This window comes from Pseudomonas sp. UME65, assembly GCF_014170225.1.
Lineage (GTDB): Bacteria > Pseudomonadota > Gammaproteobacteria > Pseudomonadales > Pseudomonadaceae > Aquipseudomonas > Aquipseudomonas protegens.
Window position 1 is genome coordinate 121,982 of record NZ_LZZQ01000005.1, and the last position, 15,488, is coordinate 137,469.

13 protein-coding genes are annotated in these 15,488 nt (G+C 64.9%); 9 read left to right on the top strand and 4 right to left on the bottom strand.

The features are described 5' to 3' along the window. The first annotated feature begins 9 nt into the window (after positions 1-9). The 7 genes from A9971_RS04205 to A9971_RS04235 all read left to right on the top strand — a co-directional run bounded on the left by A9971_RS04205 (position 10) and on the right by A9971_RS04235 (position 10,943). Entirely contained in the window at positions 10-1,584 is a 1,575-nt protein-coding gene (locus A9971_RS04205; protein ID WP_183001456.1) for an ABC transporter ATP-binding protein, read from the top strand. 234 nt (positions 1,585-1,818) lie between these two features. Then, positions 1,819-3,237 carry a sigma-54-dependent Fis family transcriptional regulator gene (locus A9971_RS04210; protein ID WP_183001457.1) on the top strand — a complete coding sequence of 473 codons (1,419 nt, stop codon included), beginning with the start codon at positions 1,819-1,821 and terminating at the stop codon, positions 3,235-3,237. Positions 3,238-3,521: 284 nt separating this feature from the next. Further along, a complete protein-coding gene (locus tag A9971_RS04215; protein WP_015636018.1) occupies positions 3,522-4,913 on the top strand; it encodes a GntP family permease in 1,392 nt (463 codons plus the stop codon). Positions 4,914-4,920: 7 nt separating this feature from the next. Then, a complete protein-coding gene (gene hbdH / locus A9971_RS04220) occupies positions 4,921-5,694 on the top strand; it encodes a 3-hydroxybutyrate dehydrogenase (protein ID WP_015636019.1) in 774 nt (257 codons plus the stop codon). Positions 5,695-5,820: 126 nt separating this feature from the next. After that, on the top strand, positions 5,821-7,776 hold the full coding sequence (locus tag A9971_RS04225; RefSeq protein WP_077934395.1) for an acetoacetate--CoA ligase: 1,956 nt from the start codon (positions 5,821-5,823) through the stop codon (positions 7,774-7,776). A gap of 299 nt (positions 7,777-8,075) precedes the next feature. Further along, complete coding sequence (locus tag A9971_RS04230) at positions 8,076-10,616, top strand: PAS domain-containing protein (RefSeq protein WP_011061855.1); 2,541 nt, start codon at positions 8,076-8,078, stop codon at positions 10,614-10,616. Positions 10,617-10,667: 51 nt separating this feature from the next. Continuing rightward, a complete protein-coding gene (locus A9971_RS04235; protein WP_011061856.1) occupies positions 10,668-10,943 on the top strand; it encodes a peptidylprolyl isomerase in 276 nt (91 codons plus the stop codon). A 157-nt stretch (positions 10,944-11,100) separates the two neighbouring features. Here the strand turns inward: A9971_RS04235 and A9971_RS04240 are convergent, their stop codons facing one another. From A9971_RS04240 to A9971_RS04255, 4 genes are all read right to left on the bottom strand, one after another. Then, positions 11,101-12,009 carry a sugar kinase gene (locus A9971_RS04240; RefSeq protein ID WP_169893551.1) on the bottom strand — a complete coding sequence of 303 codons (909 nt, stop codon included), beginning with the start codon at positions 12,007-12,009 and terminating at the stop codon, positions 11,101-11,103. A 144-nt stretch (positions 12,010-12,153) separates the two neighbouring features. After that, the gene (locus A9971_RS04245; RefSeq protein WP_019096140.1) at positions 12,154-13,371 is read right to left on the bottom strand and encodes an amino acid deaminase; all 1,218 of its coding nucleotides are present in this window, start codon (positions 13,369-13,371) and stop codon (positions 12,154-12,156) included. Positions 13,372-13,418: 47 nt separating this feature from the next. Then, positions 13,419-14,183 (bottom strand): IclR family transcriptional regulator, encoded by a 765-nt coding sequence (locus tag A9971_RS04250; protein ID WP_041118802.1) that lies wholly within the window; start codon positions 14,181-14,183, stop codon positions 13,419-13,421. Between the two features lie 133 nt (positions 14,184-14,316). Continuing rightward, positions 14,317-14,706, bottom strand: a complete 390-nt coding sequence (locus tag A9971_RS04255) for a RidA family protein (protein ID WP_011061860.1) — start codon at positions 14,704-14,706, stop codon at positions 14,317-14,319. A 318-nt stretch (positions 14,707-15,024) separates the two neighbouring features. Here A9971_RS04255 and A9971_RS04260 point away from each other — a divergent pair, with 318 nt between their 5' ends. Continuing rightward, positions 15,025-15,174 (top strand): hypothetical protein, encoded by a 150-nt coding sequence (locus A9971_RS04260; protein ID WP_155494419.1) that lies wholly within the window; start codon positions 15,025-15,027, stop codon positions 15,172-15,174. An 88-nt stretch (positions 15,175-15,262) separates the two neighbouring features. Further along, positions 15,263-15,442 carry a type II toxin-antitoxin system HicA family toxin gene (locus A9971_RS04265; RefSeq protein WP_053159224.1) on the top strand — a complete coding sequence of 60 codons (180 nt, stop codon included), beginning with the start codon at positions 15,263-15,265 and terminating at the stop codon, positions 15,440-15,442. Positions 15,443-15,488: the final 46 nt, after the last annotated feature.

The window sequence follows — 15,488 nt, forward strand, 5'->3', positions numbered from 1 at the left end:
ATTGTAGAAATGACTGAGAACCTGATCGAAATCCGCCAGCTCAACGTCGCCTTCGGCGAGCAGACCGTGGTTCGCGACCTGAGCCTGGACATCCGCCCCGGCGAATGCCTGGCCTTGGTGGGCGAGTCCGGCTCGGGCAAGTCGGTGACCGCCCATTCGATCCTGCAACTGCTGCCGCAGACCGGCTGCAGCGCCACCGGCAGCGTGCGCTATCGCGGCCAGGAACTGATCGGTGCCAGCCCGGCGACCCTGCAACAGCTGCGGGGCAACCGCATCGCCATGATCTTCCAGGAGCCCATGACCTCCCTCAACCCGCTGCACAGCGTGGAAAAACAGATCGGCGAAACCCTGCTGCTGCATCGAGGCCTGGGGGGCAAGGAGGCCCAGGCGCGGATCCTCGAACTGCTGGAGCTGGTGGGCATCCAGAAGCCCCGGGAACGGCTCAAGGCCTACCCGCACCAGCTCTCCGGCGGCCAGCGCCAGCGGGTGATGATCGCCATGGCCCTGGCCTGCGAACCGGAACTGCTGATTGCCGACGAACCCACCACCGCCCTCGATGTCACCGTGCAGCGCAAGATCCTGCTGCTGCTCAAATCCCTGCAACAGCGCCTGGGCATGTCCCTGCTGCTGATCAGCCACGACCTCAACCTGGTGCGGCGCATCGCCCAGCGGGTGTGCGTGATGAAAGCCGGGGAAATCGTCGAGCAGGCCGACTGCGACACCCTGTTCAACGCCCCGCAACATCCATACAGCTGTGAACTGCTGCATGCCGAGCCCGAGGGCGAACCGCTGTGTCGCGACAGCCGGGAAACCGTGCTGGAGGTGGACCACCTGCGCGTCGAATTCCAGATCGGCGGCGGCCTGTTCCGGCGCAAGGAGTACCTGCGGGCAGTGGACGGCATCAGCCTCAGCGTGCAGCAAGGCAAGACCCTGGGGATTGTCGGCGAATCCGGCTCGGGCAAATCCACCCTCGGCCAGGCAATCCTGCGGCTGCTGGATTCCCAGGGCGGCATCCGCTTCCAGGGCCAGGCCCTGGACGGCCTCAACCAGAAGCAACTGCGCCCCTGGCGCAAGCAGATGCAGGTGGTATTCCAGGACCCCTTCGGCAGCCTCAGTCCGCGCATGTCGGTGGCGCAGATCATCAGCGAAGGCCTGGAAGTGCACAGCCAGTACGATGCCCGCCAGTGCGACGAACAGGTCATCCGCGCCCTGGAGGAGGTCGGCCTCGACCCCGACAGCCGCCACCGCTACCCCCACGAGTTCTCCGGCGGCCAGCGCCAGCGCATCGCCATCGCCCGGGCCCTGGTGCTGAAACCGGCGCTGATTTTGCTGGACGAACCCACCTCGGCCCTGGACCGTACCGTGCAGAAGCAAGTGGTGGCCCTGCTGCGTCAGCTGCAGGAAAAGTACGGCCTGACCTACCTGTTCATCAGCCATGACCTGGCGGTGGTGCGAGCCCTGGCCCACGACATGATCGTGATCAAGGACGGCAAGGTGGTTGAGCGCGGCGCCAGCCACGAGGTGTTCGAAAACCCCCAGCACCCCTACACCCGGGAACTGCTGGCCGCCGCCCATCCCGGCTGACCTGCCGTCGACGCCCCTTTCTCGCAGCCTCGCAAGGCTCGACAGCAGCCAGCTTCGCGACCTGGTGTAGCCGCTGCCGCAGGCTGCGAACGGCTCCGCAGGAGACGCCGCCCTTGAGACCGCCGAAGGTCCTGCGGCCCTTTGCGCAGCCTCGCTGGCGCTCGGCAGCGGCTACAGCGCAACAACCGGGGCAGACTGCGGCATAATCGCTGCGCCCATTTCCAGGATGCCGCCATGAACGACAGCGAAAGCCTCAAGGACTACCAGCGCGTGCGCCAACTGGCGATCCGCTCGCTGTTCGAGATCATCGAGCAATCCAGCGAAGGCACGGTGATCGTCGATCGCGACGCCAATATCGTCTGGATGAACGAGCGTTATGCCCGGCGCTTCGGCCTGGAATCGGCGGCCTTCGCCATCGGCAAGCCCTGTGAAAGCGTGATCCCCGGCAGCCTGCTGCGGGAAGTGGTACGCACCGGTCGCCCCATCCTGCTGGACATGCAGGACACTCCCAAAGAGCCCCTGGTGGTGATGCGCCTGCCAATCCACGACGCCGCCGGCACGGTGATCGGCGCCATCGGCTTTGCCCTGTTCGACGAACTGCGCAGCCTGTCCCCCATGCTCAAGCGCTACCTGAGCATGCAGGAAGAGCTGGCCTCCACCCGCTCCTTGTTGCGGGCCCGGCAGACCAAGTACAACTTCGCCCATTTCATCGGCACAAGCACCGCCAGCCTGGAAGTCAAACGCCGGGCCCGGCGCAGCGCCAGCGCCGAATCCCCGGTGCTGCTGCAAGGCGAGACCGGCACCGGCAAGGAGCTGCTGGCCCAGGCCATCCACGCCGCCTCGCCCCGGGCCCACAAGCCCTTTGTCAGCATCAACAGCGCGGCGATTCCCGAGGCCCTGCTGGAAGCCGAGTTCTTCGGCACCGCACCCGGCGCCTTTACCGGTGCCGACCGCAAGGGCCGCCCGGGCAAGTTGCAGATCGCCCAGGGCGGCAGCCTGTTCCTCGATGAAATCGGCGACATGCCGCTGCCCCTGCAAAGCAAGCTGCTGCGGGTGCTGCAGGAAAAAGAGTTCGAGCCGGTGGGCTCCAACGAGGTGATCCACAGCGATGTGCGGATCATCGCCGCCACCTCCACAGACCTTGAGGCGGCGATCAAGCGCGGCGAGTTTCGCGCCGACCTGTACTACCGGTTGAATGTGCTGCCAATCCAGGTGCCAGCCTTGCGCGAACGCCTGGACGACCTGCCAGCCCTGAGCGAAGGGATTCTCGAAGAACTGCGCAGCCAGCATGAACTGGACCGCGATGCCCTGGCCCTGCTGGCGCAACATGCCTGGCCGGGGAACATCCGCGAGTTGCGCAACGTCCTGGAACGAGCGGCGCTGCTCAGCGACGACCTGATACTCAACGCCTCGGATATTCGCGCGGCGATCGGCAGCTTCAGCCCGGTGCAGCGTAACGAAGCCCTGGTGCCGGGCGATTCGCCAAACCAGGAAACCTTCGCCGCGGCCCGAGAGCGTTTCGACCGGCAACTGATCGGCGCCACCCTGGCCCAATGTGCCGGCAAGGTGGACGAAGCGGCCCGGCGCCTGGGGCTGGGGCGCTCCACGCTGTACAAGAAGATGGCAGCCCTGGGGATTGTCGAGTCTCAATAAAGAGACACAAATCTCAGTTTGAAGAACCTACCGCGCACTGCGCGCTTTTCGCTGGCAAGCCAGCTCCTACGTCGGCTTGCACAATCTCTGTAGGAGCTGGCTTGCCAGCGAAGAGGCCGGTAAACCCAAAAAAATCTCCAAACAGAGACAATCAACGTCAATTCGCCCCCAGAAAAATAAAAATATCTATATATTTCAATAGCTTAATTAGATGGCACAGTTCTCGCTATAACGCTCTCCACACGCAACACCCGACAACAATAACAATCCTGGAGAGACACACCATGAGTGTGATCATTGCCTTGGCAGCCCTGGCGCTGCTGATGCTCGCTGCCTACCGTGGCTACAGCGTCATCCTCTTTGCCCCCATCGCCGCCCTCGGCGCGGTGCTGCTCACCGACCCGTCCGCCGTGGCGCCCGCCTTCACCGGCGTGTTCATGGAGAAGATGGTCGGCTTCATCAAGTTGTATTTCCCGGTGTTCCTGCTGGGCGCGGTGTTCGGCAAGCTGATCGAGCTGTCGGGCTTTTCCCGCTCCATCGTCGCGGCCGCCATCCGCCTGCTGGGCACCCGCCAGGCCATGCTGGTGATCGTACTGGTCTGCGCGCTGCTGACCTACGGCGGGGTCTCGCTGTTCGTGGTGGTGTTCGCGGTCTACCCCTTTGCCGCCGAGATGTTCCGCCAGAGCAACATCCCCAAGCGCCTGATCCCGGCGACCATCGCCCTGGGGGCGTTTTCCTTCACCATGGACGCCCTGCCCGGCACCCCGCAGATCCAGAACATCATCCCCAGCACCTTCTTCAATACCACCGCCTGGGCCGCGCCCTGGCTGGGGGTGATCGGCACCATCTTTGTGTTCTGCGCCGGCATGCTGTTCCTCCAGCGCCAGCGCAACAAGGCGCAGAAGGCCGGTGAAGGCTACGGCACCGAGCTGCGCAACGAGCCGGAAACCGCCGAAGACCTGGAGCTGCCCAACCCCTGGCTGGCGCTGTCGCCGTTGCTGCTGGTGGGCATCATGAACCTGCTGTTCACCCACTGGATTCCCCAGTGGTACGGCAAGACCCACAGCCTCAGCCTGCCGGGCATGGCGGCGCCGGTAACCAGCGAAATCGCCAAGCTGACCGCCATCTGGGCGGTGCAGGCGGCGTTGCTGGTGGGCATCCTGATGGTGCTGGTGTGCGGTTTCTCGGCGATTCGCAGCAAGCTCGCCGAAGGCAGCAAGAGCGCGGTCAGCGGCGCCCTGCTGGCGGCCATGAACACCGCCTCGGAATACGGCTTCGGTGCGGTGATCGCTTCCCTGCCGGGCTTCCTGGTGCTGGCCGACTGGCTCAAAAGCATCCCCAACCCGCTGGTCAACGAAGCCATTACCGTGACCCTGCTGGCGGGCATCACAGGTTCGGCCTCGGGCGGCATGAGCATCGCCCTGGCGGCCATGTCCGAAAGTTTCATCAGCGCCGCCCACGCTGCCAACATTCCCCTGGAAGTGCTGCACCGGGTGGCCGCCATGGCCAGCGGCGGCATGGACACCCTGCCCCACAACGGCGCGGTGATCACCCTGCTGGCGGTCACCGGGCTGACCCATCGCGAGGCCTACAAGGACATTTTCTGCATTACCCTGATCAAGACCCTGGCGGTCTTCGTCGTCATCGCCACTTTCTACGCCACCGGCATTGTGTGAGGTATTCATGACCACTCTTTCTGGCAAGACCGCCCTGGTCACCGGCTCCACCAGCGGCATCGGCCTGGGCATCGCCCTGGTGCTGGCCAAGGCCGGGGCCAAGCTGATTCTCAACGGTTTTGGCGATGCCTCGAAGGCGATCGCCGAGGTCGCACAATTCGGCGGCCAGGTCGGCCATCACCCGGCGGACGTCAGCGACCCTGCGCAGATCGCCGAGATGTTCGCCTACGCCGAACGGGAGTTCGGCGGCGTCGACATCCTGGTCAACAACGCCGGCATCCAGCATGTGGCGGCGGTGGAGGAGTTCCCCGTGGAGCGCTGGGATTCGATCATCGCCATCAACCTGTCGTCGGTGTTCCACAGCACCCGCCTGGGGCTGCCGGGGATGCGCGCCAAGGGCTGGGGGCGGATCGTCAACATCGCCTCGGTGCACGGCCAGGTGGGCTCGGTGGGCAAGGCCGCCTATGTGGCGGCCAAGCACGGGGTGATCGGCCTGACCAAGGTGGTAGGCCTGGAAACCGCCACCAGCAACGTCACCTGCAACGCCATCTGCCCGGGCTGGGTGCTGACCCCGCTGGTGCAGAAGCAGATCGATGATCGCGTCGCGGCCGGCACCGACCCGCAACAGGCCCAGCATGATCTGCTGGCGGAAAAGCAGCCGTCCCTGGCGTTCGTCACCCCGTCGCAACTGGGGGAACTGGTGCTATTTTTGTGCAGCGAAGCCGGCGCCCAGGTGCGTGGTGCGGCGTGGAACATCGATGGCGGGTGGCTGGCGCAATGACGCGCGTCTCTGGCTGACGTCTTCGCCGGCAAGCCGGCTCCTACACGGCTGTGCTGGCCCGCGTAGGAGCTGGCTTGCCAGCGAACAGCCCCCCAAAAAAACAACAATAAGAACACGAGGCCTTGCATGTCCGACCTACTCTGGCAACCCAGCGCCGAGCGCATCGGCAAGACGCGGATGGATGCCTTTCGCCGCTTCGTCAATCAGCGCCACGGCCTGAATCTTCACGACTACCCCGCCCTGCACCAGTGGAGCATCGACCAGCGAGAAAGCTTCTGGCAGGCCATCGTCGACGTCTTCGACGTCAGCTTCCACCAGCCTGCTGAATGCGTGCTGCGCGAAGGGCCGCAGATGCCCAGCGCGCAGTGGTTTCCCGGCGCCACCCTGAACTTCGCCGAGCACCTGCTCAAGCGTCGGGATGACAGCGTCGCGGTGGTGGCGATCAACGAAAACGGCCAGCGCGAACAATTGACCCACGCCGAACTGGCGGCCCAGGTGGCCGGCCTGCAACGCAGCCTGAGGGCGGCCGGGGTCGGTCTCGGCGATCGGGTCGCGGCATGCATGCCCAACACCTGGCAGACCCTGGTGGGCATGCTCGCCAGCACCAGCCTCGGGGCCGTGTGGTCCAGCTGCTCGCCGGATTTCGGCACCCAGGGGGTGGTCGACCGCTTCGGCCAGATCGAGCCCAAGGTGCTGATCACCTGCGCCGGCTACCGCTACGCCGGCAAGGACATCGACCAGACGGCCAAGGTCAACCAGATCCTCGAGCGCCTGCCGTCCCTGGAGCAGTTGCTGATCGTGCCCTACGCCCGCTCGCAGGCCCGGGCCGAGGACTACCGCACCCCCGCCAGCGTCAGCCTGTGGGACGACTTCTACCGCCCCGGCGGCGAGCCCGAATTCACCCCGGTGCCCTTCGCCCATCCGCTGTACATCCTCTATTCCAGCGGCACCACCGGGGTGCCCAAGTGCATCGTCCACGGCACCGGCGGGGTGCTGCTGCAACACCTCAAGGAGCACGGCCTGCACGCTGACCTGGGCCCCGGCGAGCGCCTGTTCTACTACACCACCTGCGGCTGGATGATGTGGAACTGGCTGGTCTCGGCCCTGGCCACCGGGGCCAGCCTGGTGCTCTACGATGGCTCGCCGTTCCATCCCGGCAACGAGCACCTGATGGACCTGATCGACCGCGAAGCCATCAGCGTCTTCGGCACCAGCCCCAAGTACCTGGCGGCTCTGGAAAAGGCCGGCAGCCGGCCGCGCCAGAGCCACCGCCTGGAGAGCCTGAAGACCCTGCTGTGCACCGGCTCGCCGCTGTCGCCGCAGAGCTACGACTACGTGTACCGCGAGATCAAGAGCGAGCTGTGCCTGGCCTCGATGTCCGGCGGCACCGATATCGTCGCCTGCTTCGTCGCCGGCAATCCGATACAACCGGTGCGCCGCGGCGAGATGCAAGGCAAGGGCCTGGGCATGGCCATCGAAGTGTGGAACGACCAGGGCCAGCCGGTGATCGGCGAGAAAGGCGAGCTGGTGTGCACCCGGCACTTCCCCAGCATTCCCGTGGGCCTGTGGCACGACCCGGACCAGAGCAAGCTCAAGGCCTCGTACTTCAGCCTGTTCCCCGGCGTCTGGGCCCAGGGCGACTACGCCGAACAACTGGCCGAGGGTGGCTGGCTGATCCATGGGCGTTCGGACGCCGTGCTCAACCCCGGCGGGGTGCGTATCGGCACCGCGGAAATCTACCGCCAGGTGGAAAAGCTGGAGCAGGTCCTGGAAAGCCTGGCCATCGGCCAGAGCTGGGAGCAGGACGTGCGGGTGGTGCTGTTCGTGCGCCTGCAAGACGGCGTGGAGCTCGATGAAGCCTTGCAGGAACACATTCGCCAGGTGATTCGCAGCAACACCACGCCGCGCCATGTGCCGGCGAAGATCCTCGCGGTCACGGACATTCCCCGCACCATCAGCGGCAAGATCGTCGAACTGGCGGTGCGCAACGTGGTGCACGGCCTGCCGGTGAAGAACACCGACGCCCTGGCCAACCCCGAGGCCCTGGAACAGTTTCGCGACCGCGAGGAGTTGCGCCACTGACCCCGCCCTTTGCAGGAGCCGGCTTGCCGGCGAAGGCGTCGTCCAGGTCGGCGCGCTCGGCAATGGCCACTTCGCTGGCAAGCCGGCTCCTACGGGCTACCGCATCCCCAACGCATCACTCTGATAACCGTTCAGCCCCTCTAGACTGGTCATCCGCCGCAAAAGCGGGTGAAAATGTGCGCGCCGAAAACGCCTACAATCCATCCGTTTGAATATGCACCGCATGTCCATGCGACTTTTCGAGTGCGCGAGCCTGTGGCGTCGCCGCGTAATACCGCACCACCCAGGACACCTTCGACATGAATGGCCCCCACTCCGGCAGCGAAGCCGCCAACCTGATTGCCCGCCTGGACTGGTCGGCCACTCCCCTCGGAGAATCCGGCCACTGGCCCCAGAGCCTGCGCACCGCCGTGGACATCGTGATCCATTCGCCGATGCCGATGCTGCTGCTGTGGGGCGCCGAGCTGACGCAGATCTACAACGACGGCTTCGCCCTGCTGGCGGGCAACAAGCACCCCAGTGCCTTCGGCCACCCGGCGCACCTGACCTGGCCGGAACTGATGGACTTCACCGACCCGATCTACCGCGCCGTGCTCAACGGCCAGGTGCGCACCTTCAGCGAACAGCGCTTCAGCCTGCAACGCACCAACGGCAGCGAATACGACCTGTGGCTGGACCTGACCTACAGCCCGATCCGCAACGAACGCGGCGACGTCGCCGGAATCCTGGTCACCGCCATCGAGACCAACGAGCGCCGGCGCATCGCCCTGGAACTGCAGCAGCGCTCCGACGATAGCCTGCGCGCCCAGCACGAGACCGAAGAGCGCCTGCAACTGGCCCTGGCGGCCACCGACGCGGTGGGCACCTGGGATTGGGACATCGGCGAAGACCGCTTCATCGCCGACGCGCATTTCGCCCAGTTGCACAGCGTCGATCCGCAGCAGTCCCGGCAACTGCCCATCAGCGAATACCTCAAGGGCGTGCACCCGGAGGACCGCGGCATGGTGGCCCGGGGCATCAAGCACTGCATCACCCACGGCACCGAGTACGCCGAGGAGTACCGCCTGCAACTGGCCGACGGCCAGCTGCGCTGGGTGTTCGCCCGAGGCCGCTGCTACAAGGACCACCATGGCCGGCCGACGCGTTTTCTCGGCGCGGCCCTGGACCTCACCGAACGCAAGCAGATGGAACAGGCGCTGCGCCAGAGCCAGACCGAGCTGCAACTGATCATCAATGCCATGCCCGTGCTGATCGGCTATGTCGACCACGAGGAACGCTTTCGCCTGAACAACAGCGCCTACCTGGACTGGTACGGCCTGACCCCGCAGGAACTGTACGGCAAGAGCATCCGCGAAGTGGTCGGCGACGAGATCTACGCCACTCGCGCCGAGAACATCAAGGCCGCACTGGCCGGCAAGCCGTGCAGCTTCGAGGCCAACTCGCCGCACCGCGACGGCCGGCCGCGCCATGCCCTGATGAAGTACCTGCCGCGTTACGGCGCCGACGGCGCGATCAATGGTTTCTACATCTTTGTCATCGACGAAACCGAGCGCCGGCAGACCGAAGAAGCCCTGCGCAATCTCAACGAAACCCTGGAGGAACGGGTCAACCAGCGGACCGAGGCCCTGGCCACTGCCAACCAGCGCCTGCAGAACGAAATGTTCGAGCGCGAACGCGCCGAAGATGCCCTGCGCCACGCGCAGAAGATGGAAGCCGTGGGCCAGCTCACCGGCGGCATCGCCCACGACTTCAACAACATGCTCACCGGCATCATCGGCAGCCTGGACCTGATGCAGCGCTATATCGACAACGGCCGCGGCGCCGAGATCGGCCGCTTCACCGAAGCGGCCATGTCCTCGGCCAAACGCGCGGCGTCCCTGACCCACCGCCTGCTGGCGTTCTCCCGGCGCCAGTCCCTGGACCGCCAGCCCCTGGACCCCAACCAGCTGGTGCGCTCGCTGCAAGAGCTGTTCAACCACACCAAGGGCGAGCACATCGAGCTGCAGATGCAATTGGCGGACGGTGTGTGGCCGGTGAACACCGACGCCAGCCAGTTGGAAAATGCCCTGCTCAACCTGGTGATCAACGCCCGCGACGCCATGCCCGACGGCGGCAGGCTGCTGATCGAAACCGCCAACAGCTACCTCGACGGCAGCGACATCAGCACCCTGGAGCCGGTCAAGGCCGGCGACTATGTGATGCTCGGCGTCAGCGACAACGGCGCCGGCATGAGCCCGCGGATCCTGGCCAAGGCCTTCGACCCGTTCTTCACCACCAAGCCCATCGGCCAGGGCACGGGCCTGGGGCTGTCGATGATCTACGGCTTCGCCCAGCAGTCCGGCGGCCACGTGACCATCAGCAGCGAACCGGACCAGGGCACCTGCGTGCGCCTGTACCTGCCAAGGCTGTTCGCCGCACCACTGGACAGCGCCGAACCCGCCACCCTCAACCAGGCGCCCCAGGCCATCGCCGGGGAAACCGTGGTGGTGGTGGAAGACGACCCGGCAGTGCGCATGCTGGTGCTCAATGTCCTCGCCGAACTGGGCTACCGCGCCTTCGAGGCCGAAGATGCGCGCAGCGCCCTGCCCTTGCTGGAATCGCCGATGCGCGTCGACCTGCTGGTGACCGATGTCGGCCTGCCGGGCATGAATGGCCGGCAACTGGCGGAGATCGCCCGCCAGCAGCGGCCCGGGCTCAAGGTGCTGTTCATGACCGGCTACGCGGAAAAGGCGGCCGAGCGCCAGGGCTTCCTGGAGCCGGGCATGGACCTGATGGCCAAGCCGTTTTCCATTGAGGAAATGGCCCAGAAGATTCGTCAGATGATCGGCCGCGCGTCCTGAATTCAGGCATAATCCGCGGCCGCCGATTTCCCGCTACAAGGTCACCCGCCCATGAAAGCCCAAGCCCGCCACATCCTGGTGAAAACCGCCGAAGAGGCTGAACAGCTCAAGCAGCGCATCGCCAAGGGTGAAGCCTTCGACGTACTGGCGAAGAAATACTCCACCTGCCCATCCGGCAAGCGCGGCGGCGACCTGGGGGAAGTGCGCCCGGGGCAGATGGTCGGTGCCATCGACCAGGTCATTTTCAAGAAGCCCCTGCGCACCGTGCATGGCCCGATCAAGAGCAAGTTCGGCTATCACCTGGTGCAAGTCTTCTTCCGCGACTGACCCCGGGCCCTGCAGGAGCTGGCTTGCCAGCGAAGGCGCCCGCAAGGTCAACGCACGGTTCAATGGCCTCTTCGCCGGCAAGCCGGCTCCTACAACCTCCACCTGCCCTGCAGGAGCTGGCTTGCCAGCGAAGGCGCACGCAAGGTCAACGCCCGGTTCAATGGCGGGGTATCAGGGCGCCGGGATGCTGGATGACCTGGCTCGCCAGGCGGTGCCCGGCCTCTGCCGCTTGCACCGGGCTGCCGCCCAGCAGGCGCCGGGCCAGATAGGCTGCGCTGAACGAATCCCCGGCCGCCGTGGTGTCCACTACCTGCTCCACCCGCTGGGCCGGCACCTCGAAAGCACCACCCGCCACGCGAATCAGGCAGGGCTCGGCGCCCCGCTTGAGCACCACTTCCGGAGTGCCCTGATACGCCGCGAACACCGCTTCGGCATCCGCATAGGCAAACAGCGCTTGCTCATCCTCCAGGGTCAGCAATGCCAGATCCACCTGGGGCAATACTTCGCGGTACGCCGCCCGGGCCTGTTCGACCGACGCCCACAGGCGCGGCCGGTAGTTGTTGTCGAAGACTATCAGCGCCTGGCGCTGGCGCGCCTCGGCCAGGGTCTGCAACAACTTCCCGCGCCCCACCTCCCCCAGCACCGCCAGGGTGATGCCGCTGAAATACAGCACATCGTAATGCTTCAGCGCTTCGAGGATCGGCCCGGCCGCCACCGTGGTAAAGCAGTCGCGCACTGCCGCCTCGTTGCGCCAGTAGAGAAAGCGCCGCTCGCCCCGGGCGTCAGTCTGGATGCAATACAGCCCAGGCAGGCGCCCCGGCAAGCGCTGCACCCGCTGCAGGCCGATGCCCTCCGCCGCCCACCCCTGGCACATGGCATCACTGAAGCTGTCATCGCCCAGGGCGGTGACGTAATCCACCCGCCCGGCCTCGCCCAATTCCCGCGCGAGGTACACCGCGGCGTTCAGGGTGTCGCCGCCAAAGCTCTGTTGCAGGCTGCCGTCATGATGCTGCTGCAGCTCGATCATGCATTCGCCGATGGCCGCGATGCGTTTCTTCCTGTCCATGTTCCTGACCTCCCCTCGAAGCACATTCCACCGGGTAGGAGCTGGCTTGCCAGCGAAGGCGCCCGCAAGGCCTGCACCTCATCCAAAGGCCTCTTCGCCGGCAAGCCGGCTCCTGCAGACCCTGCATATCCCCGGCTCCGGCGATCAGAAACAGGTTTCCAGATTCTCGATCACCTGCAGGCGCTCATCCACCAGCAACCCGGTGCGCCATTTGTCGAAGGTCAGGCAGGGGTGCGAAGTACCGAAGGAAATGATGTCGCCAATGCGCAGCTCCACTCCCGGCGCCACCGTGAGAAACGCATGCTGGTCCATCACCGCAGTGACCTTGCACGCCCCCACGTCATCCCCGGCACTGGCCTGGGCCCCGGCGCGATAACGCCGCAGCGGCACCGGCAAGCCGGCGTCATAGGCCACATCGCGCTTGCCCAGGGCCACCACGGCAAAGCCCGGCTCCGGCAGCGACTGCACATGGGCCCAGACCTCCATGGCCGGGCGCAGGCCCTCCTCCAGGTCGGCGCGGCGATCCAGCACGCAGCACTGCGCCTCTTTATAGATGCCATGGTCATGAGCCACGTAACTGCCCGGACGCAGCACACTGAGGAAGCGGCCCTTGGCGTTGTGGGTCTCGAAGGATTCGGCAATCAGGTCATACCAGGCTGACCCCGAGGCAGTGATAATCGGCCGCTCGATGGCGAACAGCCCATCGTTGTGCAGGTCCACCGCCAGGCGCACCAGGGAGTCAGCGAACTGGCGGATGCCGCTGATGGCCTGATCGCCATGGATCACCCCTTCATAACCTTCGATACCGCATAGCGCCAGGGCCGGCTGCGCCTGGATCGCCTTGGCCAGGGCCAGCACCTCCTGCTCGGTGCGGCAACCGCAACGCCCACCGACCACGCCGTACTCGATCATCACCTTGAGCGTGACCCCACGCTGGGCGAAAAACGCCCCCAGGTCGGCGACGCTGTCCGGGTGATCGACCATGCAATAGAAATCGAAATCCGGGTCCGCCAGCAGCTCGGCGATCAGCGCCATGTTCGGCGCCCCCACCAACTGGTTGGCCATCAACACCCGGCGCGCGCCATGGGCATAGGCAGCGCGAGTCTGTACCGCAGTGGCCAGGGTGATGCCCCAGGCGCCGGCGTCCAACTGCCGCTGAAACAGCGCGGGCATCATGCTGGTCTTGCCGTGGGGCGCCAGCTCGGCACCGCTGTCACTGACGAACTTCTGCATCCAGCGGATGTTGTGTTCCAGGGCCTCGCGGTGCAGCACCAGGGCCGGCAGGCTGACGTCTTGCAACAGGCTCGCGCCCTGGGCAGCGGCGCCCTTTTCCACCAGTGGCAGGTTCAATACGGAAGACATCTTGGCACTCCTTATCAAGGCAGCTGCGCACAGCCGCGAAACAGTCATCAATCGTTGATACGCCGGGCCAGACGGTTGGCGCTGTCGATCAGCACCCGGCGATATTGCTGGTAATTGCGCTGGGCATCGGCCCTGGGCGCGACGATGCAGAGCGTGCAGATGCACACGCCGTGCTCATCGCGCACCGGTGCGGCAAAACAATGGGTAAAGGTGTCGGCCACGCTGTCGAAGGAAAAGAACCCATCCTCGGTGGCCTGGCGGATTTGCTTGAGAAACGTCTCCAAGGGCAGACGCTCACCGTCGGGCAGAACGAAGTCCCGTTCATCGATCAGGTCGACAATCTGCCCATCGCTCAAATGCCCCAATAGCAACCGCCCGGAAGCGGTCCAGGGAATCGGCGCGTTCTCGCCGATGTTCGAGGAAATGCGGAAGTGCCGCTCGCCCTCCTTCATCAGCGCCACCGTGTATTTGCGCCCGTTGAGCAGGCACATCTGCGCGGTTTCCTGGGTCTGGCGGACGATTTCCTGCAAGGCCTGGTCGGCCTCGCGGCTCAGGTCGAAATGGCGCAAATGGGCCTGGCCGAGAAAGTACAACTGGCGGCCCAGGTACACATGCCCCTCCTGGCCCACCGGCTCCAGTACCCGCCGCTCCAGCAGGGAAGCCACCAACTCATAGACCGTGGACTTGGGGCCGCCAATGCCCTTGGCGATATCGTTGGGCCGCAACGGCTGGCCGATCTCCTTGAGGAAGTCGAGAATATCGAACGCCCGATCCAGGCCCTTGGCCCGACGCTTGATGTTGTCTTCGCTCATCTAACTGCGCCCCCTCTATCGCCCCGTAGGAGCCGGCTTGCCGGCGAAAAGGCCCTCAAGCCTTGTGCCGCCCTGACGGACGCCTTCGCTGGCAAGCCAGCTCCTACAGGCCAGCTCCTACAGGCCATAGCCATCAGGCTTTCTTCTTGTAGGCCACACAATCGATCTCGACCTTGCAGTCCACCATCATGCTGGCCTGCACACAGGCCCGGGCCGGCGCGTGCTCGGGCTTGAAGTACTCGCCGAAGACCTTGTTGAAACTCCAGAAATCCCGCGGGTCTTCCAGCCACACCCCGACCCGCACCACATCCTCCAGGCCGTACCCGGCCTCTTCGAGAATGGCCACCAGATTGCGCAGCGTCTGATGCGTCTGCTCGACGATCCCACCGTGAATGATCTCGCCATCCAGCGCCGGCACCTGGCCGGACACATGCAGCCAGCCATCGGCCTCGACCGCGCGAGCGAAAGGACGCGGCTGGCCACCGCCTGCGGTGCTGCCGGTGCCGTAACGGGTGATGCTCATGAGAGGTTCTCCTGGTTGAAGGCTGGCCATCTGGCGGCGACGGCCTGGAAACCCAAAGATATCGAACAAATAATTCCGCTATAACGGAACAAAGAATGAAATAGCGGAAAAGACGCCCGAGTGTGCCATGGAGAACAAAGGAGACAACAGAGGGGGATAGCAAAACTTTTCGGAACCAGGAACGGAAGGATATTAGAAACAGCCGCCAGCCTATGTCAGGCATTTCTGTATTTGCTGAAGGCACACTCAAGTGGCTGGTGACGGTGCTCGCCACCTTCTACATTCCGTTGCGTCGCAGCAGTCCGCACCGCCCGGGACATGCTGGACAGCGTCACCGGCATGACCAGCCGCAACGCCGATCACCTCGACCTTGAGCGCTTCTCCAGCGTGGCGATCCTGTTGTTGCAGGGCAGCTGCGATGTGTTGCATGCAGTTGAGCAACGGGCAATGGATCTGCCCGGGGAGTAATGGTCAGGCTTCGCAAAAACAACACAAAAGTGTTGTACAGAAATATGAATGTTGTACCGTGCAGAAATCCAAGCCATGAGGCGAGGTGATGAAATTCAGCGAATTCAGACGGTGGTTGAAAGCTCAAGGCGTGGTCTTCGAGGCCGGTAAAGGCAGCCACTTCAAAGTCACGGCCCCAAACGGCAACAAGACCACCTTCGCGGATCACGGCAGCAAGGAAATGCCCGAACCCACCCGCAAGGCAATCATCAGGCAATTGGGGCTCTAGGACTCTCATCCATTCTCTGCATGCTGAAACGTCGCCTCCGAGGAGT

Bases quoted from the DNA above. Each gene is read 5' to 3' on its own strand.
- A9971_RS04205 (WP_183001456.1), top strand. From the start codon at position 10: ATGACTGAGAACCTGATCGAAATCCGCCAGCTCAACGTCGCCTTCGGC.
- A9971_RS04210 (WP_183001457.1), top strand. From the start codon at position 1,819: ATGAACGACAGCGAAAGCCTCAAGGACTACCAGCGCGTGCGCCAACTG.
- A9971_RS04215 (WP_015636018.1), top strand. From the start codon at position 3,522: ATGAGTGTGATCATTGCCTTGGCAGCCCTGGCGCTGCTGATGCTCGCT.
- hbdH (WP_015636019.1), top strand. From the start codon at position 4,921: ATGACCACTCTTTCTGGCAAGACCGCCCTGGTCACCGGCTCCACCAGC.
- A9971_RS04225 (WP_077934395.1), top strand. From the start codon at position 5,821: ATGTCCGACCTACTCTGGCAACCCAGCGCCGAGCGCATCGGCAAGACG.
- A9971_RS04230 (WP_011061855.1), top strand. From the start codon at position 8,076: ATGAATGGCCCCCACTCCGGCAGCGAAGCCGCCAACCTGATTGCCCGC.
- A9971_RS04235 (WP_011061856.1), top strand. From the start codon at position 10,668: ATGAAAGCCCAAGCCCGCCACATCCTGGTGAAAACCGCCGAAGAGGCT.
- A9971_RS04240 (WP_169893551.1), bottom strand. From the start codon at position 12,009: ATGGACAGGAAGAAACGCATCGCGGCCATCGGCGAATGCATGATCGAG.
- A9971_RS04245 (WP_019096140.1), bottom strand. From the start codon at position 13,371: ATGTCTTCCGTATTGAACCTGCCACTGGTGGAAAAGGGCGCCGCTGCC.
- A9971_RS04250 (WP_041118802.1), bottom strand. From the start codon at position 14,183: ATGAGCGAAGACAACATCAAGCGTCGGGCCAAGGGCCTGGATCGGGCG.
- A9971_RS04255 (WP_011061860.1), bottom strand. From the start codon at position 14,706: ATGAGCATCACCCGTTACGGCACCGGCAGCACCGCAGGCGGTGGCCAG.
- A9971_RS04260 (WP_155494419.1), top strand. From the start codon at position 15,025: ATGCTGGACAGCGTCACCGGCATGACCAGCCGCAACGCCGATCACCTC.
- A9971_RS04265 (WP_053159224.1), top strand. From the start codon at position 15,263: ATGAAATTCAGCGAATTCAGACGGTGGTTGAAAGCTCAAGGCGTGGTC.